The following is a 14,211-nucleotide window of genomic DNA, read 5'->3' as shown; positions in this document are numbered from 1 at the left end:
CGGGGCATTGGGGTGTGCCGGCCAACGGCCGGCACCCACCTTATTTCGGCAACAGCGGCAGCAGCAGCCCGTGCGCGTCCACCAGCGATCCAACGATGCGGTGGCCCAGGGCACGCAACTCTTCATCCGGATGCATCAGGTCCGGCACCTGGATCACCGTCATGCCGGCGGCCAGCGCCGCGCGCGTACCGGCCGGTGAATCCTCCAGTGCCAGGCAGCGTTCCGGCGCCTGGCCCAGCCGCCTTGCGGCCAGCAGGTAAATGTCCGGCGCCGGCTTCGGCTGCGCAACGTCGCCACTGGTGATCACCGCATCGAAGTACGGCCGCAGTCCGGCCGCCGCCAGCTTGCGGTTGGCCCGCGGCTGCCGCGTGGTGGTCGCCACCGCGCGCGGAATCGCGTGCGCCTTCAGCAGTTCCAGCAGTTCCAGGATGCCCGGCCGCAGCGGCAGGCCCGTCTGCGTGCGTGCTTCATACAGCTCGTGGCAGCGCGCGGCCACCGCCTCGATCACGCTGTCCTCGATGCCCTGCGCACGCAGCAGCGCGTGCGTGTCGCGGTCACCGAGGCCGACCATGCGCAGGAACACCGTCTCATCCAGGCCCAGTCCGAACTCGTCGGCGGCCTGGCTCCAGCAGGCCAGCGAGACCCGCTCGCTGTCGATCATCAGGCCGTCCATGTCGAAGATGACGGCGTCGGGGAGGAACGGCAGCGCAGCGATGGTGGTCATGGAGCGAACAGCGTATCCAGATCGGTGGAAGTGAGCTGCCGCCACTGCCCCTCGTCCAGCCCCTGCAGGTCCAGCCCGCCAACGCGGCTGCGATGCAGGGCCTGCACGTGGTTGCCGGTGGCGGCGAACATGCGGCGTACCTGATGGTAGCGGCCTTCGTGCAGCACCAGGCGCGCGCGGCGCGCATCCAGCACTTCCAGTTCAGCCGGCAGCAGGGGCGTCTTCTCGGACTCCAGCATCAGCGTGCCGCTGGCGAACAGGGCCACCTCGTCGCCGCGCAGGTCGTCGCTCAGCTCCACTTCGTAGACCTTGGGCAGCTTCGACTTCGGCGAGATGATCCGGTGCAGCAGGCCACCATCGTCGGTCAGCAGCAGCAGGCCACTGGTCTCGCGGTCGAGGCGGCCGACCGTGGACAGCACCGGATCGCGGTCGCGAAAGCGCGGCGGCAGCAGGTCATAGATCAGGCGGCCGGTGTCCTTGGTCGAGCAGGTGTAGCCGGCCGGCTTGTGCAGCGCGATCGACAGTCCCACCGGCGGGTCCAGCGGCTCGCCATCGACACGGATGGCCTCGTGCGGCACCTGGTCGTCGGCGTACAGCACCTCGCCGTCGGCGTCGGTGACGCGTCCCTCGCGGAACATCCACTGCACCTGCTTGCGGCTGCCGTAGCCCAGGTTGGCGATGTGCTTGACCAGCTTCACCGGCCCTTCCCCTTCACCGCTTCGACCAGCTTGAAGCCATCGCGCTCGGCAATCACGCGCACGGCACCGAAGCTCTCGTTGAGCGTGTATTCGTAGGGCAGGTGGCGGTTGGCCACCACGTACAGGCGCCCACCCGGACGCAACGCCTGCGCGGCCACGGCGATGAAGCGCTGGCCGATGTCCGGGCGATCGGCACGCGACGGCGTGTGGAACGGCGGATTGCTGATGATGACGTCGTAGCCCGGCTCGATGCCGGCGGTGACGTCCTGCCACAGGAAGCGCAGCGGCAGCGGACGCGGCGGCGGCGCCAGGTTCAGTTCGGCCAGCGCCAATGCACGCTGCTCGGCCTCGTACAGGTCCAGCGCGGTGATCTTCGGGCAACGCTCCAGCAGCTCGCGCGACAGGTAGCCGTAGCCCGCGCCGAGATCGGCGGCACGCCCGGCCAGGTCGGCCGGCAGGTGCTCGGCCAGCAGCGCCGACGCCGGGTCGATGCGATCCCAGGCGAACACGCCCGGGCGGCTGAGGAAGCGACCGCCCACGATCGGGCGCACCGCATCCAGCGCCAACCAACGCCTGGCCAGGTCGGCGTCGTGCTGGCCCTGCAACGGGGCGGTCCAGTACACGCGGCAGTGGTTCTTGGTCAGGCTGCCACCGAGGCCGGCCAGCTGCTTGAGATCGCCCTCGCCCGAGCGCGCACCTTCGTTGTTGGACTGGCAGGCGACGATGCGACCGCCGTCGGCGACCAGTGCCAGCGCACGGGCGAACAGCGCACGGGCCTCTTCACGCTGCCGCGGCGGCAGCACCAGCACCAGCGGATAGCGGCCCTTGCCGGCGGCATCGTCCAGCTGGCCACTGACGGTCCAGCCGGCGGCCTGCTGCAGCGGCTGCGCGAACGGGGCAAAACTCTGCTCGCAGTGCACCTCGCGGTTGCCCGCCACTTCGCGCAGCGGCCAGCCATCACGGGCACGCAGGAAGGCCACCGGACCCTCCGGCCAGCGCAGGGCACCTTGGGAGAACGGCAGGAACAGGGTCTGCAGGGGGGCGTCGTCGCTGGAGGCCATCGGCGCGGGTACTTCAAGCGTGAGGGCCGTCCATTGTACCGGCTTGGCCGGGCCGGCCCCGCCAGGCCGCTTTGCGAAACCCGAACGGGGCCTTGATCCGCCAGCAACATTGGAACGTTCAGGGTAGAGGCTCCCCCCGGAAACCCAGGAGAACCTGCATGCGAGCCTTGTTCGTCGGTGGCGTGGTCGACAACAGTGAAATGGACCTGGAAGGCAGCCATCCGCCCGTGCACTACCCCGAGGACACCGGCGGCGGCCACTCGCGCTACCGGCTGCACCAGGTCGGCCATGGCGCCGACGGCAGCGTGGCCTACGCGGTGTATGGTGCGCCGGACCTGGCCGACGACGAGGTGGCGCGGGTTGCGGAGGAGCGCGCCTATGCGCGCCGGTTCGAGGCGACGCCGACCCTGTTCGAGCACTGAGCGCAGCAGCCACGCATGGCGTGGCTCCACTGCAACCCCAGGTAGATCCACGCCATGCGTGGATGGACCCGGCAGGTTGCCGTCAAACCCTCGGCGGCAACCTGCGGATGCTGGCGATCTCGTCCAGCCACACATGGTGCTGCTGGACCGGCGTGTCGTAGTCATCCAGGCGCAGCTGGCCGTTGCTGCCTTCATCACCGGCGTCGTTGCGGTACTGCTGCACGGTCGGCTTCACCGCCACCGTGCCGAGCAGGCGCCGGCCATCGTGCAGGGTCAGTTCCACCTGCGTTTCGCCTTCCAGCTGCGGCAGCAGGGCTTCCAGGCGCGCGATCTGCGCCGGGTCGGTGTGGATGCGGGGAGCTGTACGGGACATCGGCGACCTCCTGCGTGCAGGGTCGCCGATCGGCCGTGAATGCTCAGTGCAGCGCGCTGTCGGCGCGCGGCACCTGCACCTTGCGCACCGCGGCCACCAGCTGCGCGACCGAATACGGCTTGGCCACATGCTCCTGGAAGCCCGACGCCAAGGCACGACGGCGGTCATCGGCACGCGCCAGCGCGGTCACCGCCACCGCCGGCAGCATTGCTGCGTCCACGCCCATGTCCTCGCGCAGCGTGCGCACCAGCCCGTAGCCATCCATGCCCGGCATGCCGATGTCGGTCAGCATCACGTGGTACTGCAGATGGCCGGTGTCGGCCAGCAATGCCAGTGCCTCGCCGGCCGAACTGGCCGCCGACACGCTGGCGCCCTGCTCTTCCAGCATGCGCCGCAGGTATTCCAGCACCTCCGGCTGGTCTTCCACCGCCAGCACATGCATGCCCCGCAGCGGATACGGCTCGACGATCACCGGCTCCAGGATCGGCCCGCTGATGACTTCGCGCAGCGGCCGCCGTTCGGCATCCGGCAGGTGCTGGGGCAGGCGCACGGTGAACGTGGCGCCGTGGCCATGGCCTTCGCTGGCGGCGGCAACGGTGCCGCCGTGCAGTTCGACCAGCTGCTGCACGATCGCCAGGCCCAGGCCGAGGCCGCCATGGCGGCGCGTCGTGGTGCCATCGGCCTGGCGGAAGCGGCTGAACAGGTGGTTGAGGAACTCCGGTGCGATGCCATCGCCGGTATCGCGCACCGTAATCACCCAGTGGTTGCCGTCGGCCTGCAGCTGCACGTCGATGCGGCCCTCAGCCGGAGTGAACTTGATGGCGTTCGACAGCAGGTTCCAGAACACCTGCTGCAGGCGGGTGGCATCGCCGAGCACGGGGCTTGGCTCCTCGGGCAACTGCAGGTGCACGTCCAGTGCCTTGCCCTCGGCCACCAGTTCCTGCGCGCCGATGGCTTCGCCAAGCAGCGTGCGCAGGTCCAGCACTTCCACCTCCAGCTGTACCTTGCCCAGCAGCATGCTGCTGAGATCGAGCATGTCCGAGATCAGCCGCTTCTGCGCGCCGGCGCTGTTGGCGATAACGTTCAGGCCCTTGTACAGCGGGCTGGTGTTGTCCACCCGCTGCAGCAGCAGTTCGCTCCAACCGAGGATGGTGGTCAGCGGCGTGCGCAGCTCGTGCGACAGCGTGGCCAGGAATTCGTCCTTCAGCCGCGCCATGTTCTCGGCGGCACTGCGCGCGGCGCGCTCGGACTGCAGCAGTTCCTCACGTGCCAGTTCGATCTCGCGGCGCTCGGTCACGTCCGGACTGCTGCCGGCCAGGCCGATGAAGCGGCCCATGCGCGAGAAGCGCGGACGCGCATTCATCTCCAACCAGCGCCATTGGCCATCGGCGCGCCGCGCGCGTACCAGCGCATGCATCGAACGCTGCGCCTTCAGTGCTTCCTGCAGCTCGTACTCGAATACGGACGCATCGTCCGGGTGTACCAGGCCACGCCAGACATCTTCCGGCACGCGCGTTTCGTCGCCACCGAAGAACTCGCTGAAGGCGCTGTTGACGAAGCGGGCGTGGCCGCGCTCGTCGAGCACCCATACCGGCATCGGCAGGCCATCGGCCAGTGCGCTGAAGCGGGCTTCGCTTTCGCCCAGCTCCACTTCCATCTGCTTGCGCGCGGTGATGTCGAAGAACAGGATGCCGACCTTGTCTTCTCCCGGTCGCCCCACGCGCACCGCGTCGACCGCAAAGGAACGGCCCAGCGCCCGTGCCTCCATCTCGAACTGCGCCGGCCGGCCGCTGCGTGCGACCTCGCCGTAGATGCGGAACCAGTCCTGCTCGTGGTGCGGCTCCAGCACCGTCATGCGCTGGCCCCGGGCGTCCTTCAGGCCGGTATGGCGCTCGAACGCGTCGTTGACCTCGATGAAACGGTAGTCCACCGCGCGGTCACCCTCGAACAGCACCTGGATCACGCAGAAACCGGCGTTGATGCGCTCAAGCACGCCATGATGCAGGTCGGGTTCGGGCGCCGGCACCATCATCGGTGGGCGCTCCACTAGGGGCGGCAGTGTGGACAAGGGCGTCTGGACGGGCCGGATTGGAGGCACAGCATCTTCCAGAGAGCGTATTCACAGCGTCAAGCGCCGTCAGTCAGGGTTGACGACGATGAATTGGCGGCAACCGCTCTTGCGCATGACGCATTCGGCCATTGCCGTTGCCCTGGAGCGGGATCACACTCGATCCGTGATCAATATCGTCCCCCTCAGGGGATGCAGGAGACCGTCATGAACCGCTCACTTGCTACCGCCCTTCTGCTGGCCGGTGCCCTCGTGGCAGGCGGCGCCAATGCTGCGCCACGCGCGGTGACCGATCCGGAAGCCCCGCGCGCGCTGCAGGCCGATGGCCCGGTCAGCGTGAAGTGGGACGATCCGGCCAAATTCACCGAGATCCGCCAGAGCAGCAACCGCTTCGAGGCCGAACGCGGCGACTGGGTCCAGCAGCTGGCGCGCTACGTGCAGACCACCGCAGCCAAACCACTGCAACCGGGGCAGACCCTGGATGTGACCCTGGTCGACATCAAGCGAGCCGGTGACTACGAGCCGTGGCATGGCCCCCGCGGGCGCGACATCCGCATCATGCGCGACATCTACCCACCGCGGATCACCCTGCAGTACACGTTGAAGGACGCCAGCGGCCGCATCGTCAGTGAAGGTGACGCACGCCTGAGTGATACCGGCTACCTGCACAACGTTGGGCTGAAGAGCGAAAGTGATCCGCTGCGCTACGAGAAGCGCCTGATCGATGACTGGGTCAAGCGCCAGCTGGCCAGCCAGGCCACCGCCGCGCGTTAGGCCCCTCGGTCGACACGCATTCACAGGGCCGACCAAGGTCGGCCGCTACCAGGGCCGCGCATGGCGACCGCTGCGCGCTAGGCCCCTCGGTAGGTGTCGACCTTGGTCGACACGCACTCACAGCGCCGACCAAGGTCGGCCGCTACCGAAGCCGAGCGTGGGCCCGGCTCTACACGTACACCTTCGCCACGCGCTTGACCGCGCACGGCAGCTGGTACGCGCTCACGCCGCAGCGCGGCGCCAGCTCCGACAGCGTCGGCGCTGAACCCCACAGTTCCACCACGCTGCCGATGCCGGCCTGCGCATGCGCGGTCAGGTCCACGGTCAGCATGTCCATCGACACGCGCCCGATCAGCGCACCGGGCTGGCCGTCGATCAGCACCGGCGTGCCATTCGGGGCGAACTGCGGATAACCGTCGGCATAGCCGAGCGCGACCACGCCTACGCGCGTGCGTGCCTTCGAGACAAAGCGCGCGCCATAACCCACCGGTTCACCTGCCTCGATCCAGCGTTCGGCGATCACCTTCGACTGCATCGTCATCACCGGGCGCAGGCGCGCGGTGATCTCCGAAGCCTCCGGCAGCGGGTTGGCGCCGTACAGCATCAGGCCCGGGCGGACCCAGTCGCTGCGCACGTCCGGCCAGCCCAGCAGCGCCGGCGAATTGCACACGCTGGTCTCGCCCTCCAGGCCGTCGATGGCCCGCGCGAAGGTCGCCGCCTGTTCGTGGGTGCGCTCGCTGTCCAGCTCATCGGCACGTGCCAGGTGGGTCATCAGCACGATGCGCTCGACCTGGGGCAGCGCTGACAGGCGCGCATGCGCCGCGCGGAAGCTGTCCACGTCCAGGCCGAGGCGATGCATGCCGCTGTCCAGCTTCAGCCACACCGTCAACGGGCGCGGGCTGTCGAAGGCGGCGACGGCCTCCAGCTGCCACGGCGAACCGACGGCGAACCAGAAATCATGCTCGGCCACCAACGCCATGTCGCTGGGTTCGAAAATGCCTTCCAGCAGCAGGATCGGCGCACGGATGCCGGCCTGGCGCAGTTCCAGTGCCTCTTCGATGGTGGCCACGCCGAAACCATCGGCCTCGCCTTCCAGTGCCTGCGCACAGCGCACCGCGCCATGGCCATAGGCATCGGCCTTGATGATCGCCAGGGCCTTGCCACCGCCCAGTTCACGGGCGAGCCGGTAGTTGCTGCGCAGGGCGCCCAGATCGATCAGCGCGCGGGCAGGACGCATGTGCGGTTCTCGTGTTGCGGCGCGTGACCGTACTGGCCGTAGCGGAAAATATCCAGACCTTCGGTGCTGATCTGCGGCTGGCGCGCGCTCATCAGGTCGGCCAGGTAGCGGCCCGAACCGCAGGCCATGGTCCAGCCCAGCGTGCCGTGGCCGGTGTTGAGGTACAGGTTGCGGAACGGCGTGGCGCCGATCACCGGCGTGCCGTCCGGCGTGGCCGGGCGCAGGCCGGTCCAGAACTGCGCGCGCGACAGGTCGCCGCCCTTCGGGTACAGGTCGCTGACCACCAGTTCCAGGGTCTCGCGGCGGCGCTGCGACAGCGACAGGTCGAAGCCGGCCACTTCGGCCATGCCACCGACGCGGATGCGATCGTCGAAGCGGGTCACCGCCACCTTGTAGCTCTCGTCGAGGATGGTCGAGGTCGGTGCCATCGCCGGGTCGGTGATCGGCAGGGTCAGCGAGTAGCCCTTCAGCGGGTACACCGGCAGGCGCATGCCCAGCGGTGCGACCAGCGCTGGCGAGTAGCTGCCCAGTGCAACCACGAAGCGGTCGGCGGTTTCCAGCTTGCCGTCGATGCGCACGCCGGTGATGCGGTCGCCATCGAACTCCAGGCCGGTGATGTCCTGGTCGAAACGGAACTCGACGCCGGCGTCCACGCACATCTGCGCCAGGCGACGGGTGAACAGCTGGCAGTCGCCGGTCTGGTCACGCGGCAGGCGCAGCGCGCCGACCAGGCCATCGACGTGGGCCAGGGCCGGTTCGGCCTGGATGATGCCGGCACGGTCCAGCACCTCGTACGGCACGCCGTACTGGGCCAGGATCTCGATGTCCTGCGCCGAGGCATCCAGCTGCTGCTGGGTGCGGAACAACTGGGTGGTGCCCAGGTCGCGGCCTTCGAACTCGATGCCGATCTGCGCGCGCAACTCGTTCAGGCAGTCGCGGCTGTACTCGGACATGCGCACCATGCGCGCCTTGTTGATCGCGTAGCGCTCGTGGGTGCAGTTGCGCAGCATCTGCCACAGCCAGCGGTACTGGGCCAGGTCCATGCCCGGGCGGATCGCCAGCGGCGCGTGCTTCTCGAACAGCCAGCCGATCGCCTTCTTCGGCACGCCCGGCGCCGCCCACGGCGAGGTGTAGCCGAACGACAGCTGGCCGGCATTGGCGAAGCTGGTCTCCAGCGCCGGGCCGGGTTGGCGGTCGATGACCGTGACTTCAAACCCGGCCTGTCGCAGGTACCAGGCACTGGTGGTGCCGATCACGCCGCTGCCGAGAACTAGGACTCGCATGGGACTTCTCCAACCCGATCATTCCCTGCACTGGAGCGTGCCGGGACCATAATTGGGGAAGTATAGACAGCCGATACCAGTTGATTTGCCTGATTTGCAATCAACCGGCAGGATGTTCTCCTGAGATTCACTCCCCAAGGTTGACGGCCATGGCCACCCGTACCCGCGAACTGGACAAGATCGACCGCAAGATCCTGCGCATCCTGCAGGCCGAAGGCCGCATCTCCTTCACCGAACTGGGTGAGCGGGTCGGGCTGTCCACCACCCCGTGCACCGAGCGCGTGCGCCGGCTGGAGCGCGAGGGCGTGATCACCGGTTACCACGCCCATCTGGACCCTGCGGCGGTGAAGGCCAGCCTGCTGGTGTTCGTGGAGATCAGCCTGGCCTACAAGTCCGGCGACATCTTCGAGGAGTTCCGGCGTGCCGCCCTGAAGCTGCCGAACGTGCTGGAGTGTCATCTGGTGTCGGGCGACTTCGATTACCTGCTGAAAGCACGGATCAGTGAAATGGCCTCCTACCGCAAGCTGCTCGGCAGCACCCTGCTGACGCTGCCGCATGTGCGTGAATCGAAGAGCTACATCGTGATGGAAGAGGTGAAGGAAACGCTGAGCCTGCCGATTCCGGACTGAGCTGGCTGCGGGGGTGGGGTCAGAGCCCGCTGTGCGGGATCCGACCCCGATCAGGGGGCTGCGTGCGAAGGTCAGATCCCGCAACGCGGGCTCTGACCCCGGATCCGTCAGCGCTGCTGCGGATGCTTCTGCGGGCGCTGCTCCTGCTGCTTGCCGCCCTTGTGCGACTGCTGCGGTTCCATCTGTTGCTGTTGCTGTTGCTGTTGCGGGTTGCGGCCCTGCGGTTCCTTGCCGGGATGACGGTTCTGCTGGTTCTTCATGATCGCGATCCAGTGGACGAAGGACATGCGGCGGCGGAATGCCGGCGCAGGGCCACGGTGGTCCCGGAACGGTTAATCGCAGGCGAAAAAGCAGTGATCGGGAAGGTGTTGTTTTCGGAGGTTCAGCTGCGCCGCCGGGCGCGGCCTTACCGGATCTGCTGGCCGTCGCCCTGCGGCACGCTGTCGAGATAACGCCCGGTGCGCGAATCGAACACGCGGTTGGGACCGGCCGGGCGCACGCCGGGAATGATGCGACCGTTGCGGTCGTAGACCTTGTCGGCCGGCTTCGGCACCGGCGTCGGCGCGACCTGGGCCGGCCCCGTGGACTTGATCGGCTGCGCCGGCTGCGGTGAGGGCAGTACCTGCGGCTGCGGGCGCGCGGCCTGTGGTGGCGGTGCCACCGGGGTGGGCGCCACGGTGGTGCTGCTGCGGGTGGCGGTCGGATCGGCGGTCGGCACCTGGGCCAGCGCCAACGCAGGCAGCAGGGCGATCAGCAACAGGGGAAGGGGCGATTTCATGGCACGCTCCGGCGTGGATCGTCTTCACCATGCGCCCCCCCCTGTGTGCCGCCCATGAACGGCCATCACACTTGCAAGGTCGCTCCATCACCCCCACGTTTTCCCGCATCCCCAGGCCATCGACCCCACGGAGCGCCGCCATGACTGCCTTCGATCTGACGCCCCCCACCGCCACCCAGACCGAGGCACTCGTCGCCGGCCTCAGCAGCGAGGAGCGCCGCGTGCTGCTGCAGCACGGCACCGAAGCGCCGTTCTGCGGGGTGTTCCTCGACAACAAGCGCGAGGGCGTCTACTGCTGCCGGCTGTGTGCGCTGCCGCTGTTCCGCTCCAGTACCAAGTTTGATTCCGGCACTGGCTGGCCCAGCTTCTTCGCCCCGTTCGACCCGGCGCACGTGCGCGAGATCCGCGATACCAGCCACGGCATGGTGCGCACCGAGATCACCTGTGCGCGTTGCGGCAGCCACCTGGGCCATGTGTTCCCGGACGGCCCGCCGCCGACCTACGAGCGCCACTGCCTGAACTCCGTCTCACTTTCGTTCACCGGCAATGGCGAGCCCTGGCCCGATCCACTGCAGCGTGGCGGTGCCGAGGCCGGCGTGGCGGGCTGAAATACCCCGCTGACCGATTTCACAGAATTCCCTCTTCAGAAAACCAGGCGACGGGCCGACAAGGAGATATCCCCTCTCCTTGCGTCGCGCCATGCTCATCATCGTTGGATTCCTGGTCGTCATCATCAGCGTGATCGGGGGCTACCTCGGTGCCCACGGCCGCCTAGGTGCCCTCTGGCAACCCTACGAACTGGTCATCATCGGCGGCGCCGCGCTCGGCGCATTCCTGGTCGGCACCCCGGCCAAGACGGTCAAGCAGACCCTGCAGGCGATGGTGGGCGTGTTCAAGGGCCCACGTTACAAGCAGCAGGACTACATCGATGTGCTCAGCCTGCTCTATGAACTGCTGAACAAGGCGCGCCGCGAAGGCTTCATGGCACTGGAAGACCATGTCGAGCGCCCAGCCGAGAGCGCGTTGTTCGGCAACTACCCCAAGGTGCAGGCCGACCACCACCTGATCGACTTCATCACCGACTGCCTGCGCCTGATGATCGGCAGCAACATCGAGCCGCACGAGCTGGAACCGCTGCTGGAACTGGAGCTGGAAAAGCACCACGCCGAGGCGATGGCACCGTCGCAGGTGATGAACAAGGTCGCCGACGGATTGCCCGGTTTCGGCATCGTGGCGGCGGTGCTGGGCATCGTCATCACCATGGGCTCGATCGGCGGCGATATCGTCGAAGTAGGTGGCCACGTGGCCGGTGCGCTGGTCGGCACCTTCCTGGGCATCCTGCTGGGCTACGGTTTCGTCGGCCCGATGGCAGCGGCAATGGAAGCGCGCGCCGAACAGGACAGCCGCATCTACGAATCGGTGAAGACCGCCCTGCTGGCCTGCCTGCGCGGCTACAACCCGAAGATCGCACTGGAATTCGCCCGCAAGACGCTGCCGTCGAACGTGCGCCCGGCCTTCTCCGATTTCGAGCAGCACCTGAAGACGGTCAAGTAAGCCATGGCCGAGAACAAGCCCACCGTCATCGTCCGCCGGGTCAAGAAGGCCGGCCACGCCGCCCATCATGGCGGTTCATGGAAGGTGGCCTATGCCGACTTCGTGACCGCGATGATGGCCTTCTTCCTGGTGCTGTGGCTGATGGCCACCACCAACAAGAACGACCGTGCAGCCATTTCCGAGTACTTCCGCAACCCCAGCCCGCTGAGTGGCCAGAACGCCACGCCGGCGCCCGGCATGGCCGGCCCGGGCGGCGCCAGTACTTCGATGATCAAGCTGGGCGGTGCCACCGACATTTCGCGTGGCAACAGCAACGATCCCTTCCAGAACCAGAAGGAAGCAGTACCGCAGCCGGTGGACCAGCAGCAGCGCGACAAGCAGCAGCTGGAGCAGCTGATGAAGGAGTTGCAGGAAGCGATCAGCAGGAGCCAGGCGCTGGAACCGTTCAAGGACCAGCTGCTGCTGGACCTGACCCCGGAAGGCCTGCGCATCCAGATCGTGGACAAGCAGAACCGGCCGATGTTCGACCTTGGCAGTGCCACGCTGAAGCCCTACACGCAGCAGATCCTGCACGAGCTGGCCGAGTACCTGAACCATGTGCCGAACCGGATCAGCCTGACCGGCCACACCGACATCACCGCCTATTCCGCCGCACGCGGCTACGGCAACTGGGAACTGAGCGCCGACCGTGCCAATGCCGCACGCCGCGCGCTGGTCGATGGCGGCCTGGATGACAGCAAGATCACCCGCGTGGTCGGCCTGTCCTCGTCCGTGCTGTTCGACAAGACCGACCCGCAGAACCCGATCAACCGCCGCATCAGCATCGTAGTAATGACCAGGGCCGCCGAGGAGGCCGCCCTGGCCGGTGCCGGCCCGCAGGTGGGGCTGTCGGCGCCGACCGTCGACCCGGATGTGCAGGCCGCGCAGGGCAAGGCACCGGCAGAGGCCGCCGCGCCCGCCGTGGCGCGCTGATTGAACCGGGGTCAGATCCCTTTCCATGGAAAGGGATCTGACCCCATCTGCGTGCGGCCGCTACAATGGCGGTCTTTCCGTTTCCAGGTGACCCCACCCCATGTCCCAGAACTCCAAGGCCAAGCGCGACAAGCGCAAGAAGCAGCAGGCCAAGCGCCCGTTCCTGCGCCTGAACGCCCAGCAGCAGGTGCAGAACCATGCCGTGCTGACCAACGAAGACGGCCAGGTGGTCGCCGCCATCGGCCTGCAGGGCCGTGAGTGGCTGCTGGCCATCGGCGGCCAGACCATGGGCAACGCCGAGAACCCGGTGCCGATGCTGGCCATGCTCAAGCACCTGTCCAACGTGCAGGAAAAGGAAGGCCGCAAGGTCAACCTGGAGTACTCCGAACTGCTGCAGAAGCTGCTGGACACCCTGGCGGCCGAATCCGGCCAGACCGCTGACGAATATCTGGACAAGCTGGTTGCCGAATTCGAAGGCGTCGACGCTGCTGAAGGCGAGGAAGGCGAAGCCGCCGAGGGCGACGTGGCCGAAGCCGCTGCTGCCGACGCCGAGGCCGCGCCGGCCGCTGACAGCGACAGCAAGCCGCAGGCCTGAACCGGCCGCGGCGGTGACGGTCTACGTCGATGACGCGGTGCATCCCTGGCGCGGACAGCGCTGGGCGCACCTGATGGCCGATACCCTGCCCGAGCTGCACGCCATGGCGGCGCAGCTCGGCATTCCAGCGCGGGCCTTCCAGAACAAGGCCAGCGGTGCACACTACGATGTCACTGCCGAACTGCGCGCACAGGCGATCGCGCTCGGTGCAAGGGCCATTTCCCGGCACGCCGACCGCGAGCTGGTCAAAGCGGTGATCGCCAACGCCCGGGCGCAGTACCGGCCATAGGCCGGCGTTGGGGGCTACCCCTTGCTGTGGTGGGTGCGGACCTTGGTCCGCACATCGGCACAGGGCATGCCAACCAAGGTTGACATCCACCTATAGGCGGGCTCCGCACCCACCTACCGGCCTCAGAACGGGTCGCTGCCCAGCCGGATTTCCACGTTCAGCAGCGAGCACAGCGCCAGCATCGCGTCGTCGTCGCGGGTCAGTGCCATCATCCCGGTGAAGCCGTCGCTGCCGGCATCCACGCTCCACAGCGTGTAGTTGTGCTCGCGCAGGCGGTCGAAGGCGGTGGACATCAGCTGCACGCCGTCCAGGCCTTCGGCGAAGTCCTCGTCATCCAGGTCACCGCCCCAGTCCAGCTGCAGGTTGAAGCGCGCCGACAGCTCGTTCACCGCCGACTGCAGCGATTCCAGGTCATCACGTTCCACCTCGAAACCGGACTGCCAGGCAATGGCCGTGAACAGGGCCGGCAGCCAGTCGCTGTCCGCTTCCAGCGGCTGCCCGTCCTCGGCCAGATGCTCGCGCCAGCGGTTGAACTGCTGCAGGGCCAGCTCTTCGTCGCCCGGGTTGACCAGCACCAGCAGGTTCCAGACCCGGGCCTCGAAGCCGTCTTCGTCGAAGTCGTGGATGTCTTCCTCGAAGTCGAAATAGTCGCTGTTGTCGGGCATGGTGGAACTTCCTCTGGGGCAGGCCGGCATTCTACGGTTTATCCTGTGCCGCTGAAGCCGGCCTTGGTGGCCGTCACTGTGAATGAAGC

General features: G+C 67.6%; 18 protein-coding genes. 8 read left to right on the top strand and 10 right to left on the bottom strand.

Annotated elements, in window-relative coordinates; genetic code table 11:
* Window positions 1-40: 40 nt before the first annotated feature.
* From ACZK4H_RS02310 to ACZK4H_RS02300, 3 genes are read right to left on the bottom strand one after another with little or no spacing between them, the layout of a single operon-like run.
* Complete coding sequence (locus tag ACZK4H_RS02310) at window positions 41-724, bottom strand: HAD family hydrolase (protein ID WP_099552577.1); 684 nt, start codon at window positions 722-724, stop codon at window positions 41-43.
* The gene (locus ACZK4H_RS02305; RefSeq protein WP_004154003.1) at window positions 721-1,422 is read right to left on the bottom strand and encodes a pseudouridine synthase; all 702 of its coding nucleotides are present in this window, start codon (window positions 1,420-1,422) and stop codon (window positions 721-723) included. Before ACZK4H_RS02305 ends, ACZK4H_RS02310 begins: the two co-directional genes overlap by 4 nt.
* Window positions 1,419-2,483, bottom strand: coding sequence for a class I SAM-dependent methyltransferase (locus ACZK4H_RS02300; protein ID WP_099552576.1), 1,065 nt, complete (start codon window positions 2,481-2,483; stop codon window positions 1,419-1,421). The genes ACZK4H_RS02305 and ACZK4H_RS02300 overlap by 4 nt, the downstream gene beginning before the upstream one ends.
* Before the next feature lie 158 nt (window positions 2,484-2,641).
* Here ACZK4H_RS02300 and ACZK4H_RS02295 point away from each other — a divergent pair, with 158 nt between their 5' ends.
* Window positions 2,642-2,905, top strand: coding sequence for a hypothetical protein (locus tag ACZK4H_RS02295; RefSeq protein ID WP_005407925.1), 264 nt, complete (start codon window positions 2,642-2,644; stop codon window positions 2,903-2,905).
* Window positions 2,906-2,987: 82 nt separating this feature from the next.
* Here ACZK4H_RS02295 and ACZK4H_RS02290 read toward each other — a convergent pair whose 3' ends face one another.
* Together ACZK4H_RS02290 and ACZK4H_RS02285 are read right to left on the bottom strand one after the other, a co-directional pair.
* A complete protein-coding gene (locus ACZK4H_RS02290; protein ID WP_099552575.1) occupies window positions 2,988-3,278 on the bottom strand; it encodes a DUF3247 family protein in 291 nt (96 codons plus the stop codon).
* A 43-nt stretch (window positions 3,279-3,321) separates the two neighbouring features.
* A complete protein-coding gene (locus ACZK4H_RS02285) occupies window positions 3,322-5,310 on the bottom strand; it encodes a hybrid sensor histidine kinase/response regulator (RefSeq protein WP_099552574.1) in 1,989 nt (662 codons plus the stop codon).
* 243 nt (window positions 5,311-5,553) lie between these two features.
* On the opposite strand from ACZK4H_RS02285, the gene ACZK4H_RS02280 reads away from it, so the two are divergent.
* Window positions 5,554-6,120 carry a DUF3016 domain-containing protein gene (locus ACZK4H_RS02280; protein WP_099552573.1) on the top strand — a complete coding sequence of 189 codons (567 nt, stop codon included), beginning with the start codon at window positions 5,554-5,556 and terminating at the stop codon, window positions 6,118-6,120.
* A 169-nt stretch (window positions 6,121-6,289) separates the two neighbouring features.
* On the opposite strand, the gene alr is transcribed toward ACZK4H_RS02280, so the two are convergent.
* Both alr and ACZK4H_RS02270 read right to left on the bottom strand, forming a co-directional pair.
* Window positions 6,290-7,357, bottom strand: a complete 1,068-nt coding sequence (gene alr / locus ACZK4H_RS02275; RefSeq protein ID WP_099552572.1) for an alanine racemase — start codon at window positions 7,355-7,357, stop codon at window positions 6,290-6,292.
* Entirely contained in the window at window positions 7,336-8,640 is a 1,305-nt protein-coding gene (locus ACZK4H_RS02270; protein WP_099552571.1) for a D-amino acid dehydrogenase, read from the bottom strand. The genes alr and ACZK4H_RS02270 overlap by 22 nt, the downstream gene beginning before the upstream one ends.
* Before the next feature lie 149 nt (window positions 8,641-8,789).
* On the opposite strand from ACZK4H_RS02270, the gene ACZK4H_RS02265 reads away from it, so the two are divergent.
* Entirely contained in the window at window positions 8,790-9,269 is a 480-nt protein-coding gene (locus tag ACZK4H_RS02265; protein ID WP_005407919.1) for a winged helix-turn-helix transcriptional regulator, read from the top strand.
* 107 nt (window positions 9,270-9,376) lie between these two features.
* On the opposite strand, the gene ACZK4H_RS02260 is transcribed toward ACZK4H_RS02265, so the two are convergent.
* Complete coding sequence (locus ACZK4H_RS02260) at window positions 9,377-9,556, bottom strand: lana protein (RefSeq protein ID WP_099552570.1); 180 nt, start codon at window positions 9,554-9,556, stop codon at window positions 9,377-9,379.
* A gap of 119 nt (window positions 9,557-9,675) precedes the next feature.
* On the bottom strand, window positions 9,676-10,047 hold the full coding sequence (locus ACZK4H_RS02255) for a classical arabinogalactan protein 4 (RefSeq protein ID WP_099552569.1): 372 nt from the start codon (window positions 10,045-10,047) through the stop codon (window positions 9,676-9,678).
* A 140-nt stretch (window positions 10,048-10,187) separates the two neighbouring features.
* Between ACZK4H_RS02255 and msrB the strand changes: the two genes are divergently transcribed.
* The 5 genes from msrB (at window position 10,188) to ACZK4H_RS02230 (ending at window position 13,457) form a co-directional block, all read left to right on the top strand.
* On the top strand, window positions 10,188-10,655 hold the full coding sequence (gene msrB, locus ACZK4H_RS02250) for a peptide-methionine (R)-S-oxide reductase MsrB (RefSeq protein ID WP_049432331.1): 468 nt from the start codon (window positions 10,188-10,190) through the stop codon (window positions 10,653-10,655).
* Between the two features lie 91 nt (window positions 10,656-10,746).
* A complete protein-coding gene (motA, locus tag ACZK4H_RS02245) occupies window positions 10,747-11,601 on the top strand; it encodes a flagellar motor stator protein MotA (protein WP_099552568.1) in 855 nt (284 codons plus the stop codon).
* Window positions 11,602-11,604: 3 nt separating this feature from the next.
* The gene (motB, locus tag ACZK4H_RS02240) at window positions 11,605-12,573 is read left to right on the top strand and encodes a flagellar motor protein MotB (protein WP_099552567.1); all 969 of its coding nucleotides are present in this window, start codon (window positions 11,605-11,607) and stop codon (window positions 12,571-12,573) included.
* A 100-nt stretch (window positions 12,574-12,673) separates the two neighbouring features.
* Window positions 12,674-13,168 (top strand): hypothetical protein, encoded by a 495-nt coding sequence (locus ACZK4H_RS02235; protein ID WP_099552566.1) that lies wholly within the window; start codon window positions 12,674-12,676, stop codon window positions 13,166-13,168.
* A gap of 13 nt (window positions 13,169-13,181) precedes the next feature.
* Window positions 13,182-13,457 (top strand): DUF4031 domain-containing protein, encoded by a 276-nt coding sequence (locus tag ACZK4H_RS02230; RefSeq protein WP_099552565.1) that lies wholly within the window; start codon window positions 13,182-13,184, stop codon window positions 13,455-13,457.
* Window positions 13,458-13,579: 122 nt separating this feature from the next.
* Here the strand turns inward: ACZK4H_RS02230 and ACZK4H_RS02225 are convergent, their stop codons facing one another.
* Window positions 13,580-14,122: a DUF6630 family protein gene (locus ACZK4H_RS02225; RefSeq protein ID WP_099552564.1), complete on the bottom strand. Its 543-nt coding sequence runs from the start codon at window positions 14,120-14,122 to the stop codon at window positions 13,580-13,582.
* Between the last annotated feature and the right edge of the window lie 89 nt (window positions 14,123-14,211).

This window comes from Stenotrophomonas sp. 78350_Sma, assembly GCF_056482105.1.
The sequence above is the reverse complement of the archived record's forward strand: the minus strand, read 5'-3'. Positions and strand labels throughout refer to the sequence as shown.

Excerpts from the sequence above, each read along its gene's own strand:
- ACZK4H_RS02310 (WP_099552577.1), bottom strand. The coding sequence starts at position 724 with ATGACCACCATCGCTGCGCTGCCGTTCCTCCCCGACGCCGTCATCTTC.
- ACZK4H_RS02300 (WP_099552576.1), bottom strand. The coding sequence starts at position 2,483 with ATGGCCTCCAGCGACGACGCCCCCCTGCAGACCCTGTTCCTGCCGTTC.
- ACZK4H_RS02295 (WP_005407925.1), top strand. The coding sequence starts at position 2,642 with ATGCGAGCCTTGTTCGTCGGTGGCGTGGTCGACAACAGTGAAATGGAC.
- ACZK4H_RS02290 (WP_099552575.1), bottom strand. The coding sequence starts at position 3,278 with ATGTCCCGTACAGCTCCCCGCATCCACACCGACCCGGCGCAGATCGCG.
- ACZK4H_RS02285 (WP_099552574.1), bottom strand. The coding sequence starts at position 5,310 with ATGATGGTGCCGGCGCCCGAACCCGACCTGCATCATGGCGTGCTTGAG.
- ACZK4H_RS02280 (WP_099552573.1), top strand. The coding sequence starts at position 5,554 with ATGAACCGCTCACTTGCTACCGCCCTTCTGCTGGCCGGTGCCCTCGTG.
- alr (WP_099552572.1), bottom strand. The coding sequence starts at position 7,357 with ATGCGTCCTGCCCGCGCGCTGATCGATCTGGGCGCCCTGCGCAGCAAC.
- ACZK4H_RS02270 (WP_099552571.1), bottom strand. The coding sequence starts at position 8,640 with ATGCGAGTCCTAGTTCTCGGCAGCGGCGTGATCGGCACCACCAGTGCC.
- ACZK4H_RS02265 (WP_005407919.1), top strand. The coding sequence starts at position 8,790 with ATGGCCACCCGTACCCGCGAACTGGACAAGATCGACCGCAAGATCCTG.
- ACZK4H_RS02260 (WP_099552570.1), bottom strand. The coding sequence starts at position 9,556 with ATGTCCTTCGTCCACTGGATCGCGATCATGAAGAACCAGCAGAACCGT.
- ACZK4H_RS02255 (WP_099552569.1), bottom strand. The coding sequence starts at position 10,047 with ATGAAATCGCCCCTTCCCCTGTTGCTGATCGCCCTGCTGCCTGCGTTG.
- msrB (WP_049432331.1), top strand. The coding sequence starts at position 10,188 with ATGACTGCCTTCGATCTGACGCCCCCCACCGCCACCCAGACCGAGGCA.
- motA (WP_099552568.1), top strand. The coding sequence starts at position 10,747 with ATGCTCATCATCGTTGGATTCCTGGTCGTCATCATCAGCGTGATCGGG.
- motB (WP_099552567.1), top strand. The coding sequence starts at position 11,605 with ATGGCCGAGAACAAGCCCACCGTCATCGTCCGCCGGGTCAAGAAGGCC.
- ACZK4H_RS02235 (WP_099552566.1), top strand. The coding sequence starts at position 12,674 with ATGTCCCAGAACTCCAAGGCCAAGCGCGACAAGCGCAAGAAGCAGCAG.
- ACZK4H_RS02225 (WP_099552564.1), bottom strand. The coding sequence starts at position 14,122 with ATGCCCGACAACAGCGACTATTTCGACTTCGAGGAAGACATCCACGAC.